Raw genomic sequence first — 23,857 nt, 5'->3', positions numbered from 1 at the left:
AGCCTGCTCGCGAAAGCGGTGTGTCATTCAACATCGGTATCGACTGAACTGACGCATTCGCGAGCAGGCTCGCTCCCACAGGGAAATCACATCAGCGCTGGAGTCGATCCAGCGCCTCGCCACTGCGCTTGAACCAGCCCATCAAATAATCCGCCAACACCTGCGTGCGCTTGGGCAAACCACCCTGATACGGGTGCACCAGATACATCGGCATGCGTCGGGTCTGGTAATCGCGCAGCAACCAGCGCAAGCGGCCGTCCGCCAGTTCCGCTTGCAGTAGATACGACGGCAAACGGGCGATGCCGGCGCCGGACAGCGCTGCTTTCTTCAACAGGCTGTAGTGATTGCTGGCAAACGGACCCGAAACCCGCACCCGCAACAACTCGTGCTGCTGGTGATACAGCCATTCTTCGCGACCGCTGTAATGGCTGTTGAGCAGACAACGATGCTCGGCCAAGGCATGGGGCGTCGCCGGCTCGCCGAAGCGCTCGAGGTAGGCCGGGCTGGCGCAGGTCATTTCGTGCCACGCCAACAACGGCTTGGCCACCAGCCGATCGTCATTGGCCACTTCGGCGCGAATCGCCAGATCAAAGCCATCGCGCGACAGATCGCGATAGCTGTTGTTCAGCTCCAGCTCGATTTGCACCTCGGGGTATTGCCCGGAAAACTCCAGCAGCAAGCCATCGAAGAAGGTCTCGCCGAGCGACACCGGAACCGTCATGCGCACGGGGCCGGCCATGTCGTCCTTCAACCGCGCCAAAGCCTGCCGTGCGCGTTCGACCTGGACCACCAGCGCCTGGGCCTGTGGCAGCAGCGCCGCCCCCGCCGCCGTCAGGCTCAAGCGCCGGGTGGTCCGTTGCAGCAATACCACACCGAACTGCGCTTCGAGCTGGCTGATGCGCTTGGACAACTGGCCTTTGCTGCAGCCCAACTGCTGCGCCGCAAGGGTGAAACTGCCGGCCTCGATCAGCACAGCGAACGCGGCGAGATCATCCATTTCGCTCATGGATTGTTTCCATTTGAAAACCAAAGGTTGCCTATTAGTGCGCTTATCCGCAGAAAAAACCACCCTAGACTGAAACCTCATTCACACACATGGGGTACAGCACGATGAAAATTCTGTTGATAGGCGCAGGCGGCACCATCGGCTCAGCGGTGGACAAAGAATTGTCGCAACGTCACGAGGTCATTCGTATCGGTCGTAACAGCGGTGACTTGCAAGTGGATATCAGCGACAGCGCCTCGATCCGCAAGCTGTTCGAACAGACCGGCAAGTTCGATGCGCTGATCTGCGCGGCGGGCAACGTGACGTTCGCAGCGCTGGACGACATGACCGAAGACAGCTTCGCCCTCGGCCTGAAAGACAAACTGATGGGTCAGGTCAATCTGCTGCTGATCGGCCGCGAGTACGCCAACGATGGCGCTTCGTTCACGTTTACCACCGGCGTGCTCAGCCACGACCCGATTCGCAGCGGTGCCTCGGCAGCGCTGGTCAACGGCGCCATCGACAGCTTCGTCCGCGCCGCCGCCATCGAACTGCCGCGTGGCCTGCGGGTGAACTCGGTGAGCCCGACCGTACTGACCGAAGCCCTGGGCAAATACGCGCCCTACTTCCGTGGCTTCAAGCCGGTTCCTGCCGCGGAAGTGGCATTGGCCTACGCGAAAAGTGTCGAAGGCCTGCAAACCGGTCAGACGTTTCACGTGGGTTAAGGCCCTTGTGATGAGCGGTCAGGCTGCGTAACGTGGCAGCACTTGTCTGGAGAGCCAAAGATGCGTGTTGCCCGTTCGTTCGTCCTCGTTGCCCTGCTGCCGATGTTTGCCGCCTGCCAGTTGTTCGACGGCCAGCGTGAAAGTGTGTCCCATGCCGGACAGACGCGCATGCAGGGGCAACTGACCGCCGCCGACGGCAAACTGGTGTTCCAGCCGTGCCAGGATCAGCGGCAACTGGTGGTCAACGACATCGGCGGCACCAGCGTCCTGCAAGAGGCCGCTACACTCGCCGACGAACAGGGCAAGCTGTTTGCCGATGTGCGCGGCAAGGTCTCCGGCGACCGTCTCGACCTCGGCCAGTTGTATCGCGTCGAGCGCTCGGGCACGGCCTGCGACGACCCAAATTTCAAACTGCTGATCCTGCGCGCTGCCGGCCATGGCCCGGAGTGGAACGTCAAGGTCAGCGGCAAAGGCATGGTCATCGAGCGCGACGGCCAGGCTCCACTCGCCGTGCCGTATGTGGAAGAGCAACTGGGCGACGGCCGCTTCAATCTCAGCAGCGAAGCCAACAACCAGCGCATCGAATTATGGGTCGCGCCGCAGCGCTGCGTCGACAGCAGTACCGGCAGCGTGCAGCACATGAGCGCCGAGTTGCGTATCGACGGTCAGGTCCAGCGCGGCTGCGGCTATTTCGGCGGCGCACGCAACGACTGATCGTTTTTCCCCCACGGATCCGCTCGCGGCGGCTTATAATCGCCGCCTTCAAACGCCCTGGCGCAGTTGTGCGCCCCGCGAATCCGGATCCCCGCCATGTTACGAATCACTGAACTCAAGCTGCCAATCGACCATCCCGAAGAAGACCTGCGCGCCGCCATCGTGCAGCGTCTGGGCATCGCCAGCGATGATCTGCTCGATTTCACCTTGTTCAAGCGCAGCTATGACGCGCGCAAAAAGTCCTCCGAACTGTGCTTCATCTACACCATCGACCTCAACGTACGCGACGAGGCCAGAGTGTTGGGCAAGTTCGCCGACGACCGTAACGTCAACGTGGCGCCGGATGTCAGCTACAAATTCGTCGGCCAGGCACCGAGCGATCCCGGCCAGCGGCCGATCGTCGTCGGTTTCGGCCCCTGCGGCATCTTCGCCGGTCTGCTGCTGGCACAAATGGGCTTCAAACCGATCATTCTCGAACGCGGCACCGAAGTCCGTCAGCGCACCAAGGACACCTGGGGCCTGTGGCGCAAAAGCGTGCTCAATCCCGAGTCCAACGTGCAGTTCGGCGAAGGCGGCGCGGGCACGTTCTCCGACGGCAAGCTGTACAGCCAGATCAAGGACCCGAAATTCCTCGGCCGCAAAGTCCTGCACGAGTTCGTCAAGGCCGGCGCGCCGGAAGAAATCCTCTACGTCAGCAAGCCGCACATCGGTACGTTCCGCCTGACCGGTATGGTCGAAAACATGCGCGAGCAGATCCGCGAACTGGGCGGTGAAGTGCGCTTCCAGGAGCGCGTCAGCGACGTGCTGATCGAAGACGGCCAACTGGTCGGCGTGCAACTGGCCAGCGGCGAAATCCTGCATTCGAAGCATGTGGTTCTGGCCCTCGGCCACAGTGCCCGCGACACCTTCCGCATGCTCCACAGCCGTGGCGTGTTCATGGAAGCCAAGCCGTTCTCGGTGGGTTTCCGCATCGAGCACCCGCAATCGCTGATCGACCGCGCGCGCCTGGGCAAGTACGCCGGCCACCCGAAACTTGGCGCGGCCGATTACAAACTGGTGCACCACGCCAAGAACGGGCGTTCGGTCTACAGCTTCTGCATGTGCCCGGGCGGCACCGTGGTCGCGGCGACCTCCGAGCCCAATCGCGTGGTCACCAATGGCATGAGCCAGTACTCGCGTAACGAGCGCAATGCCAACTCCGGCATCGTCGTCGGCATTACCCCGGAAGTCGACTATCCGGGCGGCCCGCTCGCCGGTATCGAGTTGCAGGAGCGCCTGGAATCCCACGCGTTCATCCTTGGCGGCAGCGACTACAAGGCTCCGGCGCAACTGGTTGGCGACTTCATCAACGACATTCCATCGACCGAACTGGGCGAAGTCGAGCCGTCGTACAAGCCGGGCGTGGCCTTGGGCGATCTGGCCTTGGCGCTGCCGGACTTTGCCATTGAGGCGATCCGTGAAGCCTTGCCGGCGTTCGAGAAGCAGATTCGCGGTTATTCGCTGCACGACGCCGTGCTGACCGGAATCGAGACCCGCACTTCATCGCCGCTGCGCATCACCCGCAACGAGTCGCTGCAGAGCATGAACGTCAAGGGCCTGTTCCCGGCCGGTGAAGGCGCGGGCTATGCCGGCGGGATTCTCTCGGCGGGTGTCGACGGGATTCGCATTGCCGAGGCAGTGGCTCGCGATATCCTCGGACTGGAAGCCTGATCAGCATCAGCTGACCCAACACAAAACCCTGTGGGAGCGAGCCTGCTCGCGAAAGCGGTCTGTCACTCAACGAAGTTGTTGAATGTGATTCCGCCTTCGCGAGCAGGCTCGCTCCCACAGTGGTTTCTGCGTTGAGCTTTAGATATTCGCGCGCAGCACCGAGGTCGGCAGCGCCTCCCCGCGCTCGGCACTCGCCGCCACCGCTGCAATCAAATCACCCAGTTCATAGCCCTGCGCCTTCAGCCATTGCTGATCGTAATACGTGTCGGCATAACGCTCTCCGCCATCGCACAGGATCGCCACGATCGACCCCGACTGCCCCGCCGCTTTCATCTGCTGCGCCGCCATCAGCGCACCGATCAGATTGGTCCCGCTCGACCCGCCGACATGCCGCCCCAAACGCTGCGCCAGATAATGCATTGCCGCCAGCGACAGGGCGTCCGGCACCTTGACCATCGCATCGATCACCTTGGGCAGGAACGACGCTTCCACCCGAGGCCGGCCAATGCCTTCGATGCGTGAGCCGCAATCCAGACGCAGGCTGGCATCACCGCTCTGATAGAAATTGAAGAACACCGAACGCTCGGCATCGGCACACAACACGCGGGTGCAGTGCTGGCGATAGCGCACGTAGCGACCGAGGGTCGCGGTGGTGCCGCCGGTGCCGGGGCTGGAAATCAGCCAGGTCGGCTCAGGGTGTTTTTCGTAGCGCATCTGCTGGAAGATCGACTCGGCGATGTTGTTGTTCGCCCGCCAGTCGGTGGCACGTTCGGCGTAGGTGAACTGATCGATAAAGTGACCGCCATGCTCGCGGGCCAAGCGCTCGGATTCGGCGTAGATCTGCGTCGGATCCTGCACCAGATGACTCTGCCCGCCGTAAAAAGCAATCTGGGCAATCTTCTCTTTCGAGGTGGTCGCCGGCATTACTGCGATATACGGCAAACCGAGCATGCGCGCGAAATACGCTTCGGAAATCGCCGTCGAACCACTGGACGCTTCGATCACCGGCGCGCCGGGCTTGAGCCAGCCGTTGCACAGCGCGTAAAGGAACAGCGAACGTGCCAGGCGATGCTTGAGGCTGCCGGTCGGGTGGCTGGATTCGTCCTTGAAATACAACTCGATGCCGGCAAAACCGGGCAGCGGCAAAGGGATCAGGTGGGTGTCGGCGCTGCGCTGGAAGTCCGCCTCGATGATGCGGATGGCTTCGCGTGCCCACTGTCGGTTGTCGCTCATGGTTTCGGTTCTCGTTGAATCAGCCAGAAGATCGGTCTTCTGAAAAAGGTCTGCCGCAAGCTTAGGAAAAATCCCGCAGGCGGCAAAGATACAGCTGAGTCTCAATGTGTCAGGCAACTGCTAGGCTCAGTGCTGCCCGAGCCAGACAGCCTGTAACGACATATAACAAAAAAGAATATAACTTTTGTTTTAACAACTAACGGTACGGGTTAGGGTGTTTCACCTTTTTCTTGATTCGATGGAGAGCGACCTTGCCTCTGCGTAGCACTTTCACGCGTTTCTTTCAGTTGGAAGCCGCCAGCGGTCTGCTATTGATCGCCGCAGCCGTTCTCGCGCTGATCATCAACAACTCACCGCTGTCGTGGCTGTACACCGGCCTGCTCGACACCCCGGTGGTGGCGCAGATCGGCGCGTTGAAAATCGCCAAACCTCTGCTGCTGTGGATCAATGACGGCCTGATGGCGATGTTCTTCCTGCTGATCGGTCTGGAAGTCAAACGCGAAGTGCTCGACGGCCAATTGTCCAAGCCTTCGCAGATCGTCCTGCCCGGCGCAGCGGCGATCGGCGGCATGCTGGTGCCGGCGCTGATCTACTGGTTCCTCAACCGCGACAACCCCGCCGCCCTGAGTGGCTGGGCCATTCCGACCGCCACCGACATCGCCTTCGCCCTCGGCGTATTGGCCCTGCTCGGCAAACGCGTTCCGGTGTCGCTGAAACTGTTCCTGATGACCCTGGCGATCATCGATGACCTGGGCGCCATCGTCATCATCGCAATCTTCTATTCCGGCGAACTCTCGACCCTTTCCCTTGGCCTGGCGGCTGCGTGCATTGCCGCGCTGGTGGCGATGAACCGGCTCGGCGTGGTCAAGCTCGGGCCGTACATGATCATCGGCCTGATCCTCTGGGTCTGCGTGCTCAAGAGCGGTGTCCACGCGACACTGGCCGGCGTGACCCTGGCTTTCTGCATTCCCCTGCGCACGAAAAACGCCGAGTCGTCGCCGCTGCTGACCCTCGAACACGCGCTGCACCCCTGGGTCGCCTACGGCATCCTGCCGCTGTTCGCCTTCGCCAACGCCGGCCTGTCACTGAGCGGCGTCACCGTCGAAAGCTTCACCCACGACGTACCGATGGGCATCGCCATCGGCCTGCTGTTGGGCAAGACCGTCGGCGTGTTCGGCCTGACCTGGCTGGCGGTCAAGATCGGCATCGCCGCCCTGCCCCAAGGCGCCAACTGGGGCCAGGTCCTCGGCGTGGCAATCCTCTGCGGCATCGGCTTCACCATGAGCCTGTTCGTCGGCTCGCTGGCCTTCGAACCCGGCGTGAGTGATTACGCCGGCATGGATCGCATGGGCATCCTCACCGGCTCGATTCTCGCGGCGGTGATTGGTTATGCGGTGACGGCGGCGGCGAGTCGCAAGAATTCACAACTGCAATGACCCCTGTGGCGAGGGAGCTTGGCCCTCGCCACAGATTCTCCGCCTGACAGTTACGCAGCGAACAATCCCCACGTCATTAGCGACCCGTCCTACAGCCACACTTTCTCCGCTTCGATAACGTCGTGCAGCCCCTTTCCGAGGGGCTGTCGATGATGAACGAAGGGACGATCAGTGGCGCGGAACAAGGACATTCCCCGGGTGCAAAACCCACCGCAGGGCGACGGGCATCACGTTACCTGGCGGTATATGACGGCCGCAGAACTGGCCGAGCGCGAAGCCGGGCAAAACGCTTACGACGCGATGCTGGCGCGGCAGGAGGCTTTCGAGCACAGCCGTGAAGTGGCTGCGAAAAAACCTGAAGCCGTGCGTGCCGGCTGTGTATTCGCCAAGTCCTGCAAGTTGCCGGATGCGATTATCGATTACAGCAATCCTTCCGGCATGGTGCCGACCGACAGCCTGAAGGATTACGGCGAGCTGATCCTGCTCGGCGCTCGCGAAGCCGACGCAAGCGGCGGCATTCCTCTCAAGAAAATCAGCGCCAACACCATCCCGGTCGGGTTCGGCAGTCTGGCCTTGGCAGGCTCGGCTTTTGAAGTGCTACCGGCGCTCGCCTCCCCTGCGGCGGCTGCGACTTTGGTGGGGCTGATTGCGCTTTTGATGCCATCCAGCCTGGGCGACAGCGCGCTCTACACCGATGAGCAACTGAGCACACTCAAACAAGCCCGAACCCGCGTGCGCCTGCGCGTCGAGCAACAGGCCGATGGCCGCCTCAAGGGTTACGGCTTCTACACCGGCAAGAACCGCGATTGGGAAATGGTCGATGTCGTGCAGTTCACTGCACGCGGCGACCGGTTCGTTGCCGATCTGGGTGAAGGCGTCGAACTGCTCTGGACCCCGGCGGTGGATGGCTCGGACATTCTCGGCATTCCAGCACTGGAGGCCGCACCGCAGGCACCGCATATCTGGGTGTATCCACCGACGAAGGCGGCGGACGGGATACTGGTGAATCCGCTTTATCCGCCGGAGTACAAAGATTTCATTCTGGTGTTTCCCACAGACTCGGGTGTAAAACCGATTTACATCGTTGTCAGCTCTGCGAAAGGCACCGCTGAAGCGGGACATACCTATCACCCCGCTCCCGAAACGTCGGATATCACAGCCTTTCCCGATTTAAGAAGAGCAAAAAAGAAAACGCCGTTCAACGGTGGGCTCCGGGATCGCTGGATCAATGCAAAAGGCCGAATAATTTATGAATGGGACTATTTACATGGCGAGCTTGAAGCCTATCGCGCAAGTGATGGCAGCCATTTAGGCTCTTACGACCACAGAACTGGTGAACAGATAGATCCACCCAAAAAAAACCGTAGTATTAAAAAATATTTATGAGGATTACATGGGACTCAAAGCCAGACTCGAATGGTACGACCGACAAACCGAACTGGGTGAGGGGGAGGAACTGTCGAAAGATTTTGGCGAGGACGGCTCATTAATGGAAGCATTAGGCCTACCGTCGAAAAGCTTCAATAACGGCGGATTTGATGTAAAAGCCGATTGGATCAAGACTCTCCAGCCCCACTTCCAGCATTCCATTCAATTTTCTTCTTACGACTATCAGGTATCGTTCGTTTACCGGGATCAATGGTAGATGGGACTGGAACTGAGATTGGAATGGTACGACACAGCAACCTTGGAGTTTCAGGGGGAAGAGTCGTCAAAAGACCTGGGTGGTGACGAGTCAGTGTTAAACGCCTTGGGGATTCCCGCCGCGGACAACATCAACAATGGCAGTTTCAACGTCGCTCAAAATTGGCTCGCCACCATTCAGCCGTATTTTCAACATCAAATCGATTTGAGAGTTCACGACTATCAAATTTCGTTTGACTACGGCTAACAGCCCCGGAAGTATTAGCTCCATGCACTTTCTTTTAATTACCGGTTTTTTCCCTGACGAAGCCCAAGACGACTCCTTGCAATTCGAGCTGGATATCACAGGCAGCGAGATGAATGAAAAAGTGGCTCAGCTCATTGAATCAAAGCCCTTGGATGAGGTGGAACCCGGCGAGCTGTTGTTGACTCAGGATCAGGTAACCGCATTGGAAAACCTGCTCAACGTCAGTTTTCCAAAGGGCCTCGAATACTTCATGGGCACCTGCGCCACATACTGAATGAGCAATTCACAAACAAAGAAAAACCCCGACCAGTCACCTGATCGGGGTTTTCTTTTACCCGGCTTCCCGCTTAGTGCGAAACGCGGCTGGTTCCGCCAACGGTGGAAATCCGCACCCGCTCGCCAACGCGGAATACTTCATTCTCCTGAACCTGCTGCACATAGGCGCGCATGCTGCCGTCGTCTTCGCGGACGGTGATTTCCACGCCCTGGGTGCGGGTCAGGCCTTCTTCGGTGGCCGAGCCAAGCAGGCCGCCGGCCACTGCCCCGATGACCGCAGCCACAATGCTGCCCTTGCCGCCGCCGATAGCGCTGCCGCCGACGCCGCCGACCACTGCGCCTGCTGCGCCGCCGATCGGGGTCTTGGTGCCTTCGATTTTTACCGGTCGCAGGGATTCGATGGTGCCCATGCGAATCGTCTGCACACGACGCGCTTCGTCACGGGAGTAGGAGTCGCCGGTGAGGCTCGATTGGCAGCCGGTCAGCAACATCGCCATCGTCGAAAAGGAAGCAACCAGCAGAACAGACTTACGCATAGCATCAACTCCAAAAGAACATGTGTTCATTAAACCCCGTGGCCTGGCGCCTGTCACGACACCATCCGGATAAAATTGGCTTCCATTCAGGCCTGGTACAGATGCCCGCGAGCGTCCACTCAAGGTAGCGTCAAATCAGCGATCCTGCGCCATCCGCGTTTATCTCGCTCGGTAGACTGCTCAGGGTGCCAGTCGTTCCAGAATCCACTCAGTGCCCTGGAGGCGGTAGTTGAGGCGATCGTGCAGGCGGCTCGGACGGCCCTGCCAGAACTCGATGCGCTCAGGCAACAAGCGGTAACCGCCCCAATGTTCCGGGCAGTGCGGCTGGCTGTCGCTGAAGCGTTGCTCGGTGGCCTTGAGCAAATCCTCCAGTTCGCCACGACCGTTGATGACCCGGCTCTGCGGCGAGGCCCAGGCGCCGAGGCGGCTACCCAGCGGACGCACCTGATAATACGCGTCGGACTCTTGCGCCGTGACCTTGACCACCCGCCCTTCGATGCGCACCTGGCGCTCCAGGGTGGGCCAGAAGAAGGTCATGGCGGCAAACGGGTTTGCCGCCAGATGCTGGCCCTTGGCGCTGTCGTAGTTGGTGAAGAAGGTGAAGCCCTGCTCGTCCAGGCCCTTGAGCAACAAAATGCGGCAATGCGGACGACCGTCGGCATCGACCGTGGCCAGGGTCATGGCATTGGCTTCCACCGGCGCCTGCTCGGTTTTCACCGCATCGGCGAACCACTGGTGAAATAGCGCAAACGGCTCGGCCGGGGCTTGCGCCTCGGTCAAACCGTCACGGGTGTAGTCGCGACGCATATCGGCCAGAGCCTGGGTCATGGCGGATTCCTTTTCGTTAGCGGATCACTTCTTGGCGGCGTCGGCTGCGGCGACTTTCTTGTCGGTCGCGGCGGCTTTGGCTGGTGCAGTTTTTTTCGCTGGAGCCTTGGCCGGTGCCTTCTTCGCAGGAGCCTTGGCGGCGGTTTTCTTGGCTGGCGCCTTTTTCGCCGCCGGCACAGCGGCTTTTTTCGCGGCAGGCGCCGGGGTAACCGGTTTGGCCACTGGCTTGACGTCTTGCGCAGCGACCATCGTTACAGGCTTCGGTGCTGGCATGTTGTATTTGCTCAGCAGTGCAACCATGGTGTTCTGCGGAGTCACCAGCAGCTCGACACGACGATTCAAGGCGCGGCCTTCAACGCTGTCGTTGGCCGCACGCGGCGCTTCGGAACCCATGCCGCGCAGCATCAGGCGATCACGTTGCAAGCCGCTGAGGCGGAAGATCGCTGCCACCGATTGTGCACGTTCCTGACTCAGCTTGACGTTGGCCGGTGCGGCACCGCTGGTGTCACTGTGACCGAGCACCAGCACTGCGGTTTTCGGGTCGGCTTCAAGGATTTTCGCTACGCGAGTGAACGGGCCAAGAGTGACCGGCAGCAGCATCGCCGGGCGATCCGGGTTGAACGAGCCTTCGACCGGCGCCGTCACTACCAGCACATTGTCGCGACGTTCGAGTTGCAGATTGCTGTCCTTCACCGCTTCACGCAGACGCGGTTCGTAGTCATCCAGCCAGGCCTGAGTCACCTTCGGATCGGGCATCGGCACGGCTTTGGCGGTTGGCTGATCCTTGCCGCCGAACGGCCACCACCATTTGCCATTGGACTGCGCCTCGGCTTTGGCCACCTCGACCGGTTTGGCTTCAGGTTTGACCTCGGCTTTCAGATCAGCCTTGACCGCTTCATCGCTGGAACCGAACGGCCAGTACCACGGGTTGCTGCTTTCGGTCTTGGCCACTGGCGCAGTCGCCGCCGGTTTCAACGGAGCCGGAGCCGGGGCCGAATCTTTGGCCGCGACTTTGTCGGAAGAACCGAACGGCCACCAACTGCCGCCGTCTGCATCGTTTTTCGGAGTCTGTGCGCAACCGGTGATCGCTACACACAGGGCCAGGGCGAGGGTCTTTTTAGATGACATTGAAAATCCACAAAATGAAGTAATGAAAAATCAGAGCACTTTCGCCCGGATAAACAGCCGTTTTGAAACGAAAATCCCTTCGAGGTTCCGACCCTGGAACCTCAGTTGAAGCTTTACAGACAAGTGGCAAGCACCCGCGCCAGCTTTTGTGCACGCGGATCCATCAAAACGTAAGGCCCCAGGGTATTTGTCACGAAACCGAAAGCCACATCGTGCTCCGGATCAGCAAAACCGATCGAGCCGCCCGCTCCCGGATGACCGAACGCGCGTGGTCCGAGGCCGTAGGTGGCGTTGGGCACGTCCGGTTGATCGAGCATGCAGCCGAGGCCGAAACGGGTGCGGGTGAGCAAGGTCTTGTCATCGCCAAGGCTGTGCTCGCGGGTCAGCTCTTCGAGCATTTCGCTCTCGAGCAGGCTGCCATCGAGCAGGCCGGCATAGAACCCGGCGAGACTGCGCGCGTTGCCGTGGCCGTTGGCCGCCGGTTGCTGCATGCGGCGCCATTCCGGCTTGTTGGTGCTGGTCAGCACTGACGGCGGATTGGTGAAGGCGCGGGTAGTCATGGCCGTCGGTTCGCGCATGGTCACTTGCAGCAGACGCTGAGCCGCAGCGTCGCCGGCGTTGCCCTTGCCACGGGCGATGTGCGCCACGCGATGAAACTCTTCGTCGGCCAGGCCCACATGGAAATCCAGGCCCAACGGTTTGGCGACCCGAGCGACGATCGACTCGCCCGGCCCACGCCCGTCAGCGCGGCGCAGCAATTCGCCGACCAGCCAGCCGTAGGTGATCGCGGCATAACCGTGACCGGTGCCCGGCGTCCACCATGGCGCTTCGGCGGCGAGGGCGTCGACCATGGTTTGCCAGTCGTAAAGGGCTTCAGGGGCGAGCAGTTCGCGCAGCGCCGGCAAGCCGGCCTGATGGCAGAGCAATTGGCGCAGGGTGACGGATTCTTTGCCGGCGGCGGCGAATTCCGGCCAGTAGCGGGCAACCGGGGCATCGAGTTGCAACTTGCCTTCAGCCACCAGTTGCAGCGCGGTAACGGCGGTGAAGGTCTTGGTGCAGGAAAACAGGTTGGCGATGGTATCGCTGTGCCAGGCTTCGGCGCCGTCCTTGTCGGCAGTACCGGACCAGAGGTCGAGGACGGTTTCTCCACCGACCTGGATGCACAGGGCTGCGCCGCGTTCCTGGGGATCGTCGAACAGTGCGGCGAAAGCCTCGCGCACCGCTTCGAATTGAAGCTCGTAATGTCCCTGAATCTGCACCCGCAACTCCCCCGCGAAAACGCTCTACAAAGTGGCCCGCATTGTTCCAGCCCTTGAGGGATTTGGGAACAGGCGCGGGCCAGACGGTTGATCGGCAATTTGTGGTGATCCCTTCGCGAGCAGGCTCGCTCCCACACTGGATCTCAACAGCAGCGCAGTTCCCCTGTGGGAGCGAGCCTGCTCGCGAAGAACGATAACGCGGTCTGACACCTAGTGACCATTCCCCGAATGCCCACCCGCCTGTGCAGCCCCCGGCGCTTTGCCAGCTTCGGCCTTGCGCCCGCCTTCAATCTCTGCAACCGGTGCTTTCTGCGCCTCCTTGCCCAATTGCTCCAGCGCCTGCAGATTGCTCTTACGCACCGCCTCGACAAAACCCTGATACGGCAGGTCAGTGACCCCGACCAGACCGAAATGGCCATTCTCGCCGTCGAGCAAACGCCCGGTCACCGGTTGGTCGAGATACTGGAACCAGTGCACGCCGACAATCGACGGTTCGCTCAGCGCCTGTTTGAGGAAGTTGGCATAGGCCGGGCCGCGATCTTCCTCTTTGGCCAGCTGCGTCACGCCGCCCCAGAACGGGCCTCGGTCGGCCGAGCCGAAGTTGAATTCGGTGATCAGCACCGGTTTGTCCAGGGCTGCCAGCGCGGCGAAGTCGTAGCCGTCCTGCGGCTTGAGCGTGTACATGTTGAAGCTCAACACATCGCAATACTGTGCGCAGGACGCCACGGCTTCAGGGGTACTGATGGCGAAACGACCGCCAAGGAGCATCTGGTTCGGCGCGTGCCATTTCAGCGAATCGGAAATGGTCTTGAAATAGGTATCGGCGAAGACCTTCTGGAAGTATTTGAAATCCGCTTCGATCTCCGGATGCTCCGGGTTCGGCAGTGGCGGCACGAAGCCAGGGTCTTCCATCAATTCCCACGCCGGCAACTCGATGCCCCAGGCCTTGGACAGTCCGGCCTGATTGCGGTACTTGTCGCGCAATTGCTTGAGAAAGGCGCGTTTGGCCGGCACGTCGGTGGTCATTTTCAACGTGCCGTAGGCCAGCGCGTAGCGAGCTTTCGGATCGTCGCCAGGGCCGGCCCAGGCCAGTTCGTTGTCGGCGTAATAACCGATCAGCCACGGATCGTCACGGTGATCGCGGGCGGCAATGGCCACGGCACGCTCGGTGGCCATGGCGAAACGCGGATCGAACGGATCCGGCATGCCGCCCCACCAATCGCTGCCGGTGCTGATGCTGGTGTAATCGCCGACGATCGACAGCGGCAAGGTGTACGGTACGCGCTCAGCATCCGCCAGCGACGGCGCGCTCCAGTTGCCCACTGTGTTGAAGCCCCAGGCTTGCAGCCGATCGAGGGTATGCCGGGTCCAGCGCTGTTCATCAATCCTGGCTGTGCACGGAGCTATTTCCGTGCTGGACGCTTGCACCGCGTCAGTCTGCGCCGCTTCGGCAATTCCGGATTTTGGCTCGGCAGGCACCGCCGCAGTCTCAGCAGCCTGCACCGAATTGGCCTCAGCCGCCCCAGCCTTCGCCGCTTCGGCAATCCCGGCCTTGTTGTCGCTGTCTGCCTTGCACGGTTCGCCGTACAGGCGTTGCAGATTGGCGCCATAGAAGTCGTACCAGCGGCCGTTGCCGTAGCCACGCCCCTGGTCGGCGCCATTGCCGCCACGGTTGTCACCCTCGCCAAAATGCGCGGCCAGCGGGTCGTCGTTCTTCGGCAACGATTCGAACATGTATTCACGGCCGGCGACGTAGGTCTGGTTGACCTGCGGGCTGACTGTATTGACGCCCAGCGAATAGAACGGGTGGCCTTCAGGAGTCACCAGATACCAGCGGCCATCGCGTTTTTCCGTGCGGAAGAATCCGCTGGCCTTGAACGCCGGGCCTTTGTTCCAGCCGCCGAACTTGTCCAGCGAAGCCTTTTCACGCTCGGCCAGCCACGTATTCAGCTGTTGCTGCTCTTTGCTGGCGGCGCTTTTCAGTTGTTCGTCGCTGCTGACTTTTTCCGGCCATTTACTACGGGTTGACTGACCGTAGGCGTCGACCAGATTGCCGTACACCGCCCGCGTCACCGATTCGCCGTCCTGCACGCCGAACCGCTCGAGCAACAGGCTCTGCGCAACTTTCGGCTGATCCATCGACAGACTCACCGAGACCACTTGGCTGCGGTCGATCTCGCCAGTGCTGCTGGCCAGCAGGATGCGTTGGCCATCGACGGTCATCGGCATCGGCGGCCCGGCTTTCATGCCCTGGCTCAGCGGCGTCGAAGCCACCAGCGGCACCAGCAAGGTCTGCGCGGGGCCGGCCGGCAGATCGACGCGGCTGACCAGAGTGCGGCCATCGTTGCTCTGGATCTGCACATAGACTGTGACCGCCCAATTCATCGCACTTTGCAGACGCAGGGTCATCATGTCGGACTGCGACCAGTCCCAAGCGCCGGTCTGCGGGGTCAGGCGCAAGGTCGGGCGGGCGACCGGGTTGAACGTCACCCGGCGCAGCACTTCACCTTCGGCGGTCTGTTCGGCATTGGCCTGTGGCAGGTCGGCGTTTTCCGTGGCGACCTTGACCACGTCGGCCGGGCGTACGAAGTTGAACAGCGTCTGCTGACCGGCAGGGGCCGCCAGCAACGGCGCGGCAAAGATCAAGGCGAAAACAGCGGGCAACGAACGGCGGATCATAAGAACGGAGTTCTCCCTAACGACCAGTCAAGGCCAGTGGAAAAGCGGTGGCAGAGAGATAGACAACGCGGCGGGCCAATCGGCCCACCCGTGTCTCAGGATATTTCACGACGGAAAGGAGGCAACGCATTGAGGATCGCCTTGCCGTAGCGCTGAGTGACCAGACGCCGGTCGAGCAAGGTGATGGTGCCGCGGTCTTCTTCGGTGCGCAGCAGACGGCCGCAGGCCTGGACCAGTTTCAGCGAGGCATCGGGCACGGAGATTTCCATGAACGGATTGCCACCGCGCGCCTCGATCCACTCCGATAACGCGGCCTCAACCGGATCATCGGGCACCGAGAACGGAATCTTGGCGATCACCACGTGCTCGCAGTAGGCCCCCGGCAAATCGACACCTTCGGCAAAACTGGCCAGCCCGAACAGCACGCTGGAATCACCGCCATCGACCCGCGCCTTGTGCTTGTTCAGGGTTTCCTGTTTCGACAGGTTGCCCTGAATGAACACTTGCTTGCGCCAGTCGCGGTCGAGACCGTCGAATACGTCCTGCATTTGCTTGCGCGAGGAGAACAGCACCAGCGTGCCACGGGAACCGTCGACCAGATCCGGCAGTTCGCGAATGATCGCCGCCGTGTGAGCAGCAGCATCGCGCGGGTCGGCCTTCAGGTCCGGCACACGCAACACGCCGGCATCGGCATGATGGAACGGGCTCGGCACTACGGCGGTGACGGCTTTTTTCGGCAGACCGGCGCGCATGCGGAAACGGTCGAAGGTGCCCAGCGCCGTCAGCGTCGCCGACGTCACCAAGCAGCCGTAAGCGACGTTCCACAAACTGCGACGCAAGGTTTCCGCCGCCAGAATCGGGCTGGCGTTGACCTCGATGTCGAACAGCGAGCCGCTTTCGGCCAGGGTCAGCCAGCGTGCCATGGGCGGGCTGTCTTCCGGGTCTTCGGCGGTGAACGCGGTCCACAATTCCCAGTTGCCGGAAGCGCGGGACAGCAGGCTGCCGAACAGCGGATACCATTCTTCGGCCTGATTGCTGGCGATACCGATGTTGACCTCGCCGTCCATGCCTTCCTTGAGCAGGTCGGTCAGGCGTTGAAACAGGTCGTTTAGGCGCGAATAGCCTTTTTTCAGCTCGATGCCCATCTCGCGCATGTCCTCGGGAATCACCCCGCCGACAAAGCGATGACGCGGGCGCTCGCGGCCTTCGACGTCTTCGCCCGGTTTGAAATCGGCGATCTGCTCGCAGGCGGTGAACATGAACTGCTGCTGCGTCTTGATCTCCCGCGCCAGCTCGGGCACCTGCTCGATCAGCTTGCCGAGATCGCCCGGCAACGGATGCTGGGCCAGCAGCTTGGTCAGGTTCTTGGCGGTGGTTTCCAGCCAGTCGGCGGTGGAACGCAGGCGCGTGTAGTGAGCGAAGTGACCGATGGCCTTGTCCGGCAGGTGGTGACCTTCGTCGAACACGTAAATGGTGTCGCGCGGGTCAGGCAACACGGCGCCGCCGCCCAGTGCCAGATCCGCCAGGACCATGTCGTGGTTGGTAACGATCACGTCAACCTTGCCCATGCCTTCGCGAGCCTTGTAGAAAGCGCACTGGCCGAAGTTCGGGCAATGACGGTTGGTGCACTGGCTGTGATCGGTGGTCAGGCGCGCCCAGTCGGCGTCTTCCAGCGCGTTAGGCCAACTGTCGCGGTCGCCGTCCCATTTATTGCCGGCGAGCTTTTCGATCATGCTGGTGAACAGCTTCTGACTGGCCTCGTCGACTTCGATCTTGAAACCTTCTTCTTCGAACAGCTGCGCGGTGGCGGTTTGTGCGTGGCCTTCCTGCAACAGCATGTCGAGCTTGGACAGGCACATGTAGCGACCACGGCCCTTGGCCAGGGCAAAACTGAAATTCAGCCCGCTGTTGCGCATCAGGTCGGGCAAATCCTTGTAGACAATCTGCTCTTGCAGGGCGACGGTCGCGGTGGCAATGACCAGACGCTTGCCGGCCAGTTTCGCCGTAGGGATCGCCGCCAGGCTGTAGGCCACGGTCTTGCCGGTACCGGTGCCGGCTTCCACCGCGACAATCGCGGGGTCGCCACTGCGCCGGCCCTCGTCGTCGGTGTCGATATCTCCGAGGACTTTGGCGATTTCAGCGATCATCAGGCGCTGGCCGTAACGCGGCTTGAGGCTCTTGGCCTCTAGAAAACGCGAATAGGCGCCCTGGATCGTGGTTTTGAGTTCAGTGCTGATCATTGAGTGTCGGGCGCAAAACGCTGGATAAATTTTCAGTGGTTTGATTCGGCGGCTATCATACCCCGCTAATCGATCCCGCGCAGAACGGAGTGACCCAATGACACCTTTTAGCCTCGTTTACCCCCTGCATGTCCTCGCCGCTCTGGTGTGGGTCGGCGGTATGTTTTTCGCCTGGATGGTCTTGCGCCCTGCGGCTGTGAAGGCTCTGGACGGCCCCGCTCGCCTGACCCTGTGGGTGGAAGTGTTTCAAGGTTTTTTCCGTTGGGTCTGGGTCGCGGTGATCCTGTTGCCGATCAGCGGCGTGGGCATGTTGCATCTGCAGCAGGTCGGATTTGAAACCGCGCCGAAGTACGTGCAGGTGATGATCGGTTTGTACGTGGTGATGACGGCACTGTTCATCCGCATTCAGGGGTTGATGCTGCCAGAGTTGCGCAAGGCGGTTGAGGCGAAGGATTGGCCGGCGGGTGCGGCGGTGCTGGGGCGGATTCGGCGGGTGGTGGGGCTTAATCTGCTTGTCGGGTTGGTGCTGGTGCTGGTGGCGGTAGCGGCGGCGAGACCGATGCTCTGAATCGCACTATTTTTCTGCTGTGAACACAGTTGTGGCGAGGGGATTTATCCCCGCTGGGTCGCGAAGCGGCCCCGCTCTAAAAATCAAAAGCGGGACTGCTACGCAGCCCAGCGGGGATAAATCCCCTCGCCACATAATTTCACTCACCAAAGATCTTCACTCACCAAAGCATTTTATTGATCAGAGAGCGGGTCGCAGTTTTAGAGCCGTTGCACGGTAACCGAACCCGCCGCCCCCACCGGCCCCGGCTGGCCATCCGCACCGGCCTTACCGTTCTTGCCGCCATCAGCGCGATAGACCAGGCAGCCCTTGGATTTGCCACCCTTGCCCGCCTTGCCGCCAACACCCGCCGGGCCGCCGGCACCGCCAGCCACGTTGACCTTGATCAGCTCGGCCGGAAAATCCCGTGGTACGGCGAGTCGCACCAGCGCACCCGGCGCGCCTGGCTGGCCATCGCTGCCGTCACTGCCATCGGCGCCGTGGCCGGCCGATCCATAGGTGCAGCCCGGATCTTCACCGTTGCCGCCGTCGAGGCCGACGAAACCCGGCGCGCCCCTGCCGCCACGGGCATCGACCGTCAGTTGCGGCGCGCTCAGGGCCTGAAATTGCAGGTTCAGATTGCGCCCGGCCCGGGCCGCTTTTTCATAAGTGCCGGGGGCGCCGCGCGCGGTGATCTGGCTGCCCTCGCTCAATTCAGCGCGCTTGACCTTCACTTCCAGCGCTTGTTCAGCGGGAACGATAGCAATACGTGCTTCATGGCCCAGGCGCAGTTCATTGATGTTCAATTCAGTCACGTTGGACGGGATCAGCAAGGTGCCGTAATCGGCGACTTCCAGTTTCTCCAGTTGCAGCGTGCTGGCGGTGTTGGGCAAGCGCATCAAAGAATTGCTTTGCACGTTGACCACCTGGGCGCAGGCCAGTGGGCTGATGAATGCAGCGAGCAGGCAGAGGTTACGCATGGGAAGAAGCCTCCGGGGCGGCCGGGGCCGGGATGGTTTGCAGGTGGAAAACGCCGAACAACAGGATGCGGCCACGATCACGCCAAGGGTGCGGACGGCCCTTGAGGCTGCGGTTGCACAGCAGCACTTCGAGTAGATGAATCAGCAACAACAGAGCGCCGGCCAGATTGACCAGCAGATGCAGCGGATGAACAAACGGCACCAGTTGATTGGCCAGCACCACGCAGCAGAACAGCAGGGTCAGCAAACGCCCCAGCCCCCAGAACACCTTCATACGCTCCCCCGTGTTGCGAATTATTCTTTGCACGCACAGTACCGGCTTCTGCGGGGGATAAGCCAGAGGGAAAAATGAAATTTGTGCAAACGCTGATGAAATGGCTGCCGGGGCGACGATCTCGACCCGGCAGCTCTAGCCTGCGCACTACAGACGCTTTCTATCGATTGATGTGCAGCTCGACCCGGCGATTTTCCGCGCGGCCTTCATCGCTGGCGTTATCGGCGACCGGCTCACTTTCGCCTCGGCCCTCGCTGGTGAGCTTGTTCGGCGCCAGGCCCTGACTGAGCAAGTACGCGGCAACACTGCTCGCGCGCCGCTCTGACAAAGCCTGGTTATAGGCGTCGGAGCCCTTGCTGTCGGTATGCCCGATGACTTTGATGCTGACCACGTCGGCATTGCGCAGCTTGTCCATCAAGGTGTCGAGCTGGGCTTTGGCCGCCGGGGTCAGATCGGACTTGTCGAAATCGAACAGCACGTTGCCGGCATCGCTCAAGGTGATCACTTCAGATTGCGGCGCCGGTTCGACCGGTTTGACTGCCACCGGATATTGCGGCAGCGGGCAGCCACGGTGATCGACTTCGGTGTTTTCCGGAGTGTCCGGGCAGCGGTCGCGGCGGTCGAAGACGCCGTCGCTGTCTTCGTCGCCATCCTGGGCGTAACAGATCAGCCCGCCGGTGACGATACCCAATGCCGCGCCGCCGCCGGCCCAGCCGGCGCTTTCAATGGCGCCAAGACCGCCGCCGACCAGACCGCCAAGCAGGCTGCAGATCGGCCACGTACGTTGATTGAGGGGGGCGGTGCCATCGCTGTGAGTGGCACAACCGGTGAGCAAGCTGCCAAGCAGCAGCACCGGCAAGACGGACCTTGAGAAAAGACGCATTTGTGAACGCTCCTGTGTACCGGCCCATACCGGTTACACAGGAGTAAAGACCCGCATCCGCGACTGCACAAGCCGCGGATGCGAGAGGGGCTAGCGGACGATTTTGATTTCGGTGCGACGGTTCTGTGCACGACCATCAGCCGACTTGTTGTCAGCCACAGGCTGGCTTTCACCAAGGCCCGACACCGAAACGAAGCTGGCACGCGGTACACCCTGCTGGATCAGGTATTCCACCACCGAGTGCGCACGACGATCCGACAGTTTCTTGTTGTAGGCATCGCTGCCGACACTGTCGGTGTGACCGGTCACGGTCAGTTGCGCGGTAGAGGATTCCTGTTTCAGGCGATCGGCGACCTTGTCCAGCACTTGCTTGTCAGGGCCGGTCAGCGTGGCTTTGTCGAACTCGAAATGCACATCACGAATGACGATGGTTTCTTCCTTGACCACAACCGCTTCTTCGACCACTGGCGCAGGCGTTGGTGGCGGGCAACCGTCAGCATCGACCTGCACGCCTTTAGGCGTACCCGGGCACTTGTCGCGACTGTCCGGCACGCCATCGCCGTCTTCATCGCCATCACCATGAACCCAGCAATAGGCCGCTGCCGTACCGCCGACCAGCAGCGCACCGTAGCCAGCCCACGATGCGCTTTCCGTCGCACCGAGACCGGCGCCGACCACACCGCCGACCGCCGCACAGGTCGGCCAGTCGGTTTTCTGCAAACCTGCACAACCAGTCAACACACTGGTTAGCAGAACCAAGGGTAATGCTGTCCGAACTATGCTCATCTAGTTTTCTCCTGAGGGATCGGCTTAAAACCGATTCAGGGAGTAAAGACCGGAGTTTTAATCTCCGCCAGCAATAGGCCACCGCTGTTTGCGACCGTGTTCACAGGGGTTTGCCTCTTTTGGCGAAAACCACCGCCACCGGGCGCTTTGCCGACGCAGTCTGGGAGGCTAGTCTTGGCGGTCTGACTGAGGAGCTTCGATGAACGTCGCCATTTCTTCGCGCACGCCACAACAGGCGTTGGCCGCTTTGCTGGATCGCTACGCCCCGGCCCGACTGCTGCTGATCGGCGCCAGCGAGTTTCCCGCCTTGAGCGCTTTCAAGGACGCGCATCCAGATACCGTGGTCGCCCATGCCGCACCCGGCGGTCTGCCCGCCGAACTGGCCGCGCAACGCTTCGATCTGGCGCTGGTGGTCGATTGCCTGGAACATTTGCCCAAACGCGATGGCCTGAATCTGTTGGGCGGCATCCGCAATCTCAACACCAGTCGCATCGCAGTGCTGGCGGATCTGGCGGCCAGCGGCTGGCAGGAAACCGACTTCTATTCGCTGGCACTGCAGGCCAGCGAGCGTTTTCAGCGCGACGCGCAGGTGCTGACCCTGTTCACCTACGATCTGCTTGACTACAAACAAGTCCCCGACTGGCTCAATTCACGCTTCTGGGCCAATCCGGAAAACTTCGGGAAATACTGGTGGTAATGCAATGAGTACAGCCATTTGCCCTTGCGGCAGCGGCAATCTGCTGGATGCCTGCTGCGGCCCTTATCATGACGGCCACCCGGCGCCGTGTGCCGAAGCCTTGATGCGTTCGCGGTACAGCGCTTATGTGCTGGGGCTGATCGACTATCTGGTGGCGACCACCCTGCCCGCGCAGCAGGCGGGGCTGAACCGACAATCGATCAGCGACTGGAGTGCGCAAAGTACCTGGCTCGGCCTTGAGGTGGAAAGCTCGGAGGTTTTCGGCGGCCAGCCGGAACACGCTTTTGTGACATTCACCGCGCGCTGGCATGACAGCCAGGGCGAGCACAGCCATCGCGAGCGCTCTTCGTTTGTGCAGAACGGCGGGCGCTGGTACTTCATCGATCCCACGGTGCAGCTGAAGCTGGGGCGCAATGACGGCTGCCCTTGCGGCAGCGGGCAGAAGTTCAAGAAGTGTTGTTCGGGTTATTTCGGCGCTTGAAAGCCAAGATCAAAAGATCGCAGCCTTCGGCAGCTCCACGGGATTAGCCGAAGGCTGAAATCTTTTAAGGTCTAGACTGGGCACAAAGGGAGTCAATTTCATGCTCGGTCGTCGGCGCACATTACATTTCCTGCTGTTGATGCTGATCGTAAACCTCGGCGGCTGTGCCTCGTGGTTCAGCGATGACAGCGTCGAGCCTGCCGTGCATCTGGTGAAAGTCGAGGTGGTGCGGGCCAAACTGCTCGAGCAAAAATTCATCCTGCACTTTCGCGTCGACAATCCCAACGACAGCGATCTGACCGTGCGCGGCCTCGAATACCGGATTCACCTGGCGGACATGCTGCTCACCGAGGGCGAGCATGAGCACTGGTTTACCGTCGGGCCAAAGCGCAGCGCTTACTTCAAAGTGCCGATCCGCACCAACCTGTGGCCGAAGGTCAAACAGGTGGTGAAACTGCTGAAAAATCCGAACCAGCAGATTCCCTATCGATTGCAGGGGGAAATGGAAACCGGTTTATTCATCGCCCACTACGTGCACCTTGAGCGCAATGGCGTGATAATCCCCGCCGATCTAACTCCGGAGTGACCTCGATGACCCAGCAACCCCATGTCCATGGCCCTGACTGCAACCACGATCATGACCACCATCATGATCACGACCATGGCCATGTCCACGGCCCGAACTGCGGCCACGCCCACCAGGAACCGGTGCGCAACGCCCTGAAAGACGTCGGCCGCAACGACCCTTGCCCATGCGGCAACGGCAAGAAATTCAAGAAGTGCCACGGCGCTTGATGTCACGGGCGAAGATCTTCTTCGCCTGACACACCGCTTCGCGAGCAGGCTCGCTCCCACAGTGAATTGCATTCCTTCTGACGAAATGCGCTCGAATGTGGGAGCGAGCCTGCTCGCGAAGGCGGCGGCACATACGCTACAAAATTTCAGCCCGCCGCCAGAATCTGTGAAGAGCCGACCACCGTCGCATACTCCCCATGCAGATTGCCCAGCGACATCCCGTGCACCTCTTCAGCGGTACGCGGTTTGCCGAAATAATCGGCTTTGTCGAAGGTAAAGCACGCATCCTCTGCCACCCATGTGTCGAAACCCAGATTGCCCGCAGTGCGCGCCGTCGACTCAACAGAGTTATTGGTCGCCACACCAACGATGATCAGTTGCCCGATCCCGGCCTCACGCAACTGCGCCTCCAGCCCACTGGCACAAAACGCGTCCGGCACCTGTTTCTGGATCAGCCATTCCCCGCCCTGAGGGACAAAACGCTCTTGAAACTCGACTCCGTCCTGCTCCGGCCAGAACACCGAGTCAGGTGAGCGCGACAAATGCTGCACGTGAATCACCGGGCGCCCGCGCAGGCGCCACAGCGCCAATAACTCAAGCATTCGCTCTTCGGCCTGAGGATTATTCCGCCGCCCCAGACGCGGATGCAGAATGCCTTTCTGCTGGTCGATGATGATCAGCGCAGCGTTGCTTTGAAGCTCCATAGCGATCTTTCTCCTGACAGGTCTGGGGACTCATTCCGCAGTTCAACATCAGCGCTTTCCCACAAGCAAC

Annotated in this window: 26 protein-coding genes; 13 read left to right on the top strand and 13 right to left on the bottom strand. The window is 61.0% G+C overall.

The annotated features are described in order from the left end of the window. Positions 1 to 91: 91 nt before the first annotated feature. Positions 92 to 1,006, bottom strand: coding sequence for a LysR family transcriptional regulator (locus PSH90_RS05975; protein ID WP_056783386.1), 915 nt, complete (start codon positions 1,004 to 1,006; stop codon positions 92 to 94). A gap of 104 nt (positions 1,007 to 1,110) precedes the next feature. Here PSH90_RS05975 and PSH90_RS05970 point away from each other — a divergent pair, with 104 nt between their 5' ends. The 3 genes from PSH90_RS05970 to PSH90_RS05960 all read left to right on the top strand — a co-directional run bounded on the left by PSH90_RS05970 (position 1,111) and on the right by PSH90_RS05960 (position 4,134). Beyond that, positions 1,111 to 1,710, top strand: a complete 600-nt coding sequence (locus PSH90_RS05970; RefSeq protein ID WP_252883296.1) for a short chain dehydrogenase — start codon at positions 1,111 to 1,113, stop codon at positions 1,708 to 1,710. A gap of 60 nt (positions 1,711 to 1,770) precedes the next feature. After that, positions 1,771 to 2,424, top strand: coding sequence for a COG3650 family protein (locus tag PSH90_RS05965; protein ID WP_252868910.1), 654 nt, complete (start codon positions 1,771 to 1,773; stop codon positions 2,422 to 2,424). 96 nt (positions 2,425 to 2,520) lie between these two features. After that, positions 2,521 to 4,134, top strand: coding sequence for an NAD(P)/FAD-dependent oxidoreductase (locus PSH90_RS05960; RefSeq protein ID WP_258707701.1), 1,614 nt, complete (start codon positions 2,521 to 2,523; stop codon positions 4,132 to 4,134). A gap of 138 nt (positions 4,135 to 4,272) precedes the next feature. On the opposite strand, the gene PSH90_RS05955 is transcribed toward PSH90_RS05960, so the two are convergent. Beyond that, positions 4,273 to 5,367, bottom strand: coding sequence for a PLP-dependent cysteine synthase family protein (locus tag PSH90_RS05955; RefSeq protein WP_305382350.1), 1,095 nt, complete (start codon positions 5,365 to 5,367; stop codon positions 4,273 to 4,275). A gap of 251 nt (positions 5,368 to 5,618) precedes the next feature. Between PSH90_RS05955 and nhaA the strand changes: the two genes are divergently transcribed. The 5 genes from nhaA (at position 5,619) to PSH90_RS05930 (ending at position 8,968) form a co-directional block, all read left to right on the top strand. Then, complete coding sequence (nhaA, locus tag PSH90_RS05950) at positions 5,619 to 6,803, top strand: Na+/H+ antiporter NhaA (RefSeq protein WP_122505756.1); 1,185 nt, start codon at positions 5,619 to 5,621, stop codon at positions 6,801 to 6,803. A gap of 171 nt (positions 6,804 to 6,974) precedes the next feature. After that, positions 6,975 to 8,189, top strand: coding sequence for an S-type pyocin domain-containing protein (locus tag PSH90_RS05945; RefSeq protein ID WP_305382348.1), 1,215 nt, complete (start codon positions 6,975 to 6,977; stop codon positions 8,187 to 8,189). 7 nt (positions 8,190 to 8,196) lie between these two features. Beyond that, positions 8,197 to 8,448: a colicin E3-like toxin immunity protein gene (locus PSH90_RS05940; protein WP_252879551.1), complete on the top strand. Its 252-nt coding sequence runs from the start codon at positions 8,197 to 8,199 to the stop codon at positions 8,446 to 8,448. Further along, positions 8,449 to 8,694, top strand: coding sequence for a colicin E3-like toxin immunity protein (locus PSH90_RS05935; RefSeq protein ID WP_095180547.1), 246 nt, complete (start codon positions 8,449 to 8,451; stop codon positions 8,692 to 8,694). It abuts the gene before it with no gap. 22 nt (positions 8,695 to 8,716) lie between these two features. Continuing rightward, positions 8,717 to 8,968, top strand: a complete 252-nt coding sequence (locus tag PSH90_RS05930) for a pyocin S6 family toxin immunity protein (protein ID WP_122705009.1) — start codon at positions 8,717 to 8,719, stop codon at positions 8,966 to 8,968. A gap of 73 nt (positions 8,969 to 9,041) precedes the next feature. Here PSH90_RS05930 and PSH90_RS05925 read toward each other — a convergent pair whose 3' ends face one another. The 6 genes from PSH90_RS05925 to dinG form a co-directional block, all read right to left on the bottom strand. Next, positions 9,042 to 9,506, bottom strand: coding sequence for a glycine zipper 2TM domain-containing protein (locus tag PSH90_RS05925; RefSeq protein WP_016771369.1), 465 nt, complete (start codon positions 9,504 to 9,506; stop codon positions 9,042 to 9,044). A gap of 180 nt (positions 9,507 to 9,686) precedes the next feature. Next, positions 9,687 to 10,334 carry a pyridoxamine 5'-phosphate oxidase gene (pdxH, locus tag PSH90_RS05920; RefSeq protein WP_130902007.1) on the bottom strand — a complete coding sequence of 216 codons (648 nt, stop codon included), beginning with the start codon at positions 10,332 to 10,334 and terminating at the stop codon, positions 9,687 to 9,689. Between the two features lie 24 nt (positions 10,335 to 10,358). Next, positions 10,359 to 11,462 (bottom strand): OmpA family protein, encoded by a 1,104-nt coding sequence (locus tag PSH90_RS05915; RefSeq protein WP_305382346.1) that lies wholly within the window; start codon positions 11,460 to 11,462, stop codon positions 10,359 to 10,361. 113 nt (positions 11,463 to 11,575) lie between these two features. After that, positions 11,576 to 12,721, bottom strand: a complete 1,146-nt coding sequence (locus PSH90_RS05910; protein WP_024011913.1) for an EstA family serine hydrolase — start codon at positions 12,719 to 12,721, stop codon at positions 11,576 to 11,578. Positions 12,722 to 12,931: 210 nt separating this feature from the next. Then, positions 12,932 to 15,400: a beta-galactosidase gene (locus PSH90_RS05905; RefSeq protein ID WP_305382345.1), complete on the bottom strand. Its 2,469-nt coding sequence runs from the start codon at positions 15,398 to 15,400 to the stop codon at positions 12,932 to 12,934. A 95-nt stretch (positions 15,401 to 15,495) separates the two neighbouring features. Next, the gene (dinG, locus tag PSH90_RS05900) at positions 15,496 to 17,640 is read right to left on the bottom strand and encodes an ATP-dependent DNA helicase DinG (RefSeq protein WP_150636400.1); all 2,145 of its coding nucleotides are present in this window, start codon (positions 17,638 to 17,640) and stop codon (positions 15,496 to 15,498) included. A gap of 97 nt (positions 17,641 to 17,737) precedes the next feature. Here dinG and PSH90_RS05895 point away from each other — a divergent pair, with 97 nt between their 5' ends. Then, positions 17,738 to 18,208 carry a DUF2269 family protein gene (locus PSH90_RS05895; RefSeq protein WP_305382344.1) on the top strand — a complete coding sequence of 157 codons (471 nt, stop codon included), beginning with the start codon at positions 17,738 to 17,740 and terminating at the stop codon, positions 18,206 to 18,208. Positions 18,209 to 18,408: 200 nt separating this feature from the next. On the opposite strand, the gene PSH90_RS05890 is transcribed toward PSH90_RS05895, so the two are convergent. From PSH90_RS05890 to PSH90_RS05875, 4 genes are all read right to left on the bottom strand, one after another. Continuing rightward, positions 18,409 to 19,167 carry a collagen-like protein gene (locus PSH90_RS05890; protein ID WP_305382342.1) on the bottom strand — a complete coding sequence of 253 codons (759 nt, stop codon included), beginning with the start codon at positions 19,165 to 19,167 and terminating at the stop codon, positions 18,409 to 18,411. Beyond that, positions 19,160 to 19,441: a DUF1145 domain-containing protein gene (locus PSH90_RS05885; RefSeq protein WP_016771375.1), complete on the bottom strand. Its 282-nt coding sequence runs from the start codon at positions 19,439 to 19,441 to the stop codon at positions 19,160 to 19,162. Before PSH90_RS05885 ends, PSH90_RS05890 begins: the two co-directional genes overlap by 8 nt. Positions 19,442 to 19,601: 160 nt before the next feature. After that, a complete protein-coding gene (locus PSH90_RS05880; protein WP_150636395.1) occupies positions 19,602 to 20,324 on the bottom strand; it encodes an OmpA family protein in 723 nt (240 codons plus the stop codon). Between the two features lie 90 nt (positions 20,325 to 20,414). Then, positions 20,415 to 21,110, bottom strand: a complete 696-nt coding sequence (locus PSH90_RS05875; protein ID WP_024011908.1) for an OmpA family protein — start codon at positions 21,108 to 21,110, stop codon at positions 20,415 to 20,417. A gap of 199 nt (positions 21,111 to 21,309) precedes the next feature. On the opposite strand from PSH90_RS05875, the gene PSH90_RS05870 reads away from it, so the two are divergent. From PSH90_RS05870 to PSH90_RS05855, 4 genes are all read left to right on the top strand, one after another. After that, positions 21,310 to 21,807, top strand: coding sequence for a DUF6231 family protein (locus PSH90_RS05870; protein ID WP_252868904.1), 498 nt, complete (start codon positions 21,310 to 21,312; stop codon positions 21,805 to 21,807). A 4-nt stretch (positions 21,808 to 21,811) separates the two neighbouring features. Next, positions 21,812 to 22,288 (top strand): YchJ family protein, encoded by a 477-nt coding sequence (locus tag PSH90_RS05865; RefSeq protein ID WP_041478058.1) that lies wholly within the window; start codon positions 21,812 to 21,814, stop codon positions 22,286 to 22,288. Positions 22,289 to 22,388: 100 nt separating this feature from the next. After that, positions 22,389 to 22,874, top strand: a complete 486-nt coding sequence (locus PSH90_RS05860; RefSeq protein ID WP_024011906.1) for an LEA type 2 family protein — start codon at positions 22,389 to 22,391, stop codon at positions 22,872 to 22,874. A gap of 5 nt (positions 22,875 to 22,879) precedes the next feature. Beyond that, entirely contained in the window at positions 22,880 to 23,083 is a 204-nt protein-coding gene (locus PSH90_RS05855) for an SEC-C metal-binding domain-containing protein (protein WP_003198420.1), read from the top strand. A gap of 146 nt (positions 23,084 to 23,229) precedes the next feature. Here the strand turns inward: PSH90_RS05855 and PSH90_RS05850 are convergent, their stop codons facing one another. Further along, entirely contained in the window at positions 23,230 to 23,787 is a 558-nt protein-coding gene (locus tag PSH90_RS05850; RefSeq protein WP_305382340.1) for a cysteine hydrolase family protein, read from the bottom strand. Between the last annotated feature and the right edge of the window lie 70 nt (positions 23,788 to 23,857).

The organism is Pseudomonas sp. FP1762 (assembly GCF_030687105.1).
GTDB classification, from domain to species: Bacteria; Pseudomonadota; Gammaproteobacteria; order Pseudomonadales; family Pseudomonadaceae; genus Aquipseudomonas; species Aquipseudomonas siliginis.
Note: the sequence above shows the minus strand (reverse complement) of the source record. Positions and strands in the feature narration are given on the sequence as shown.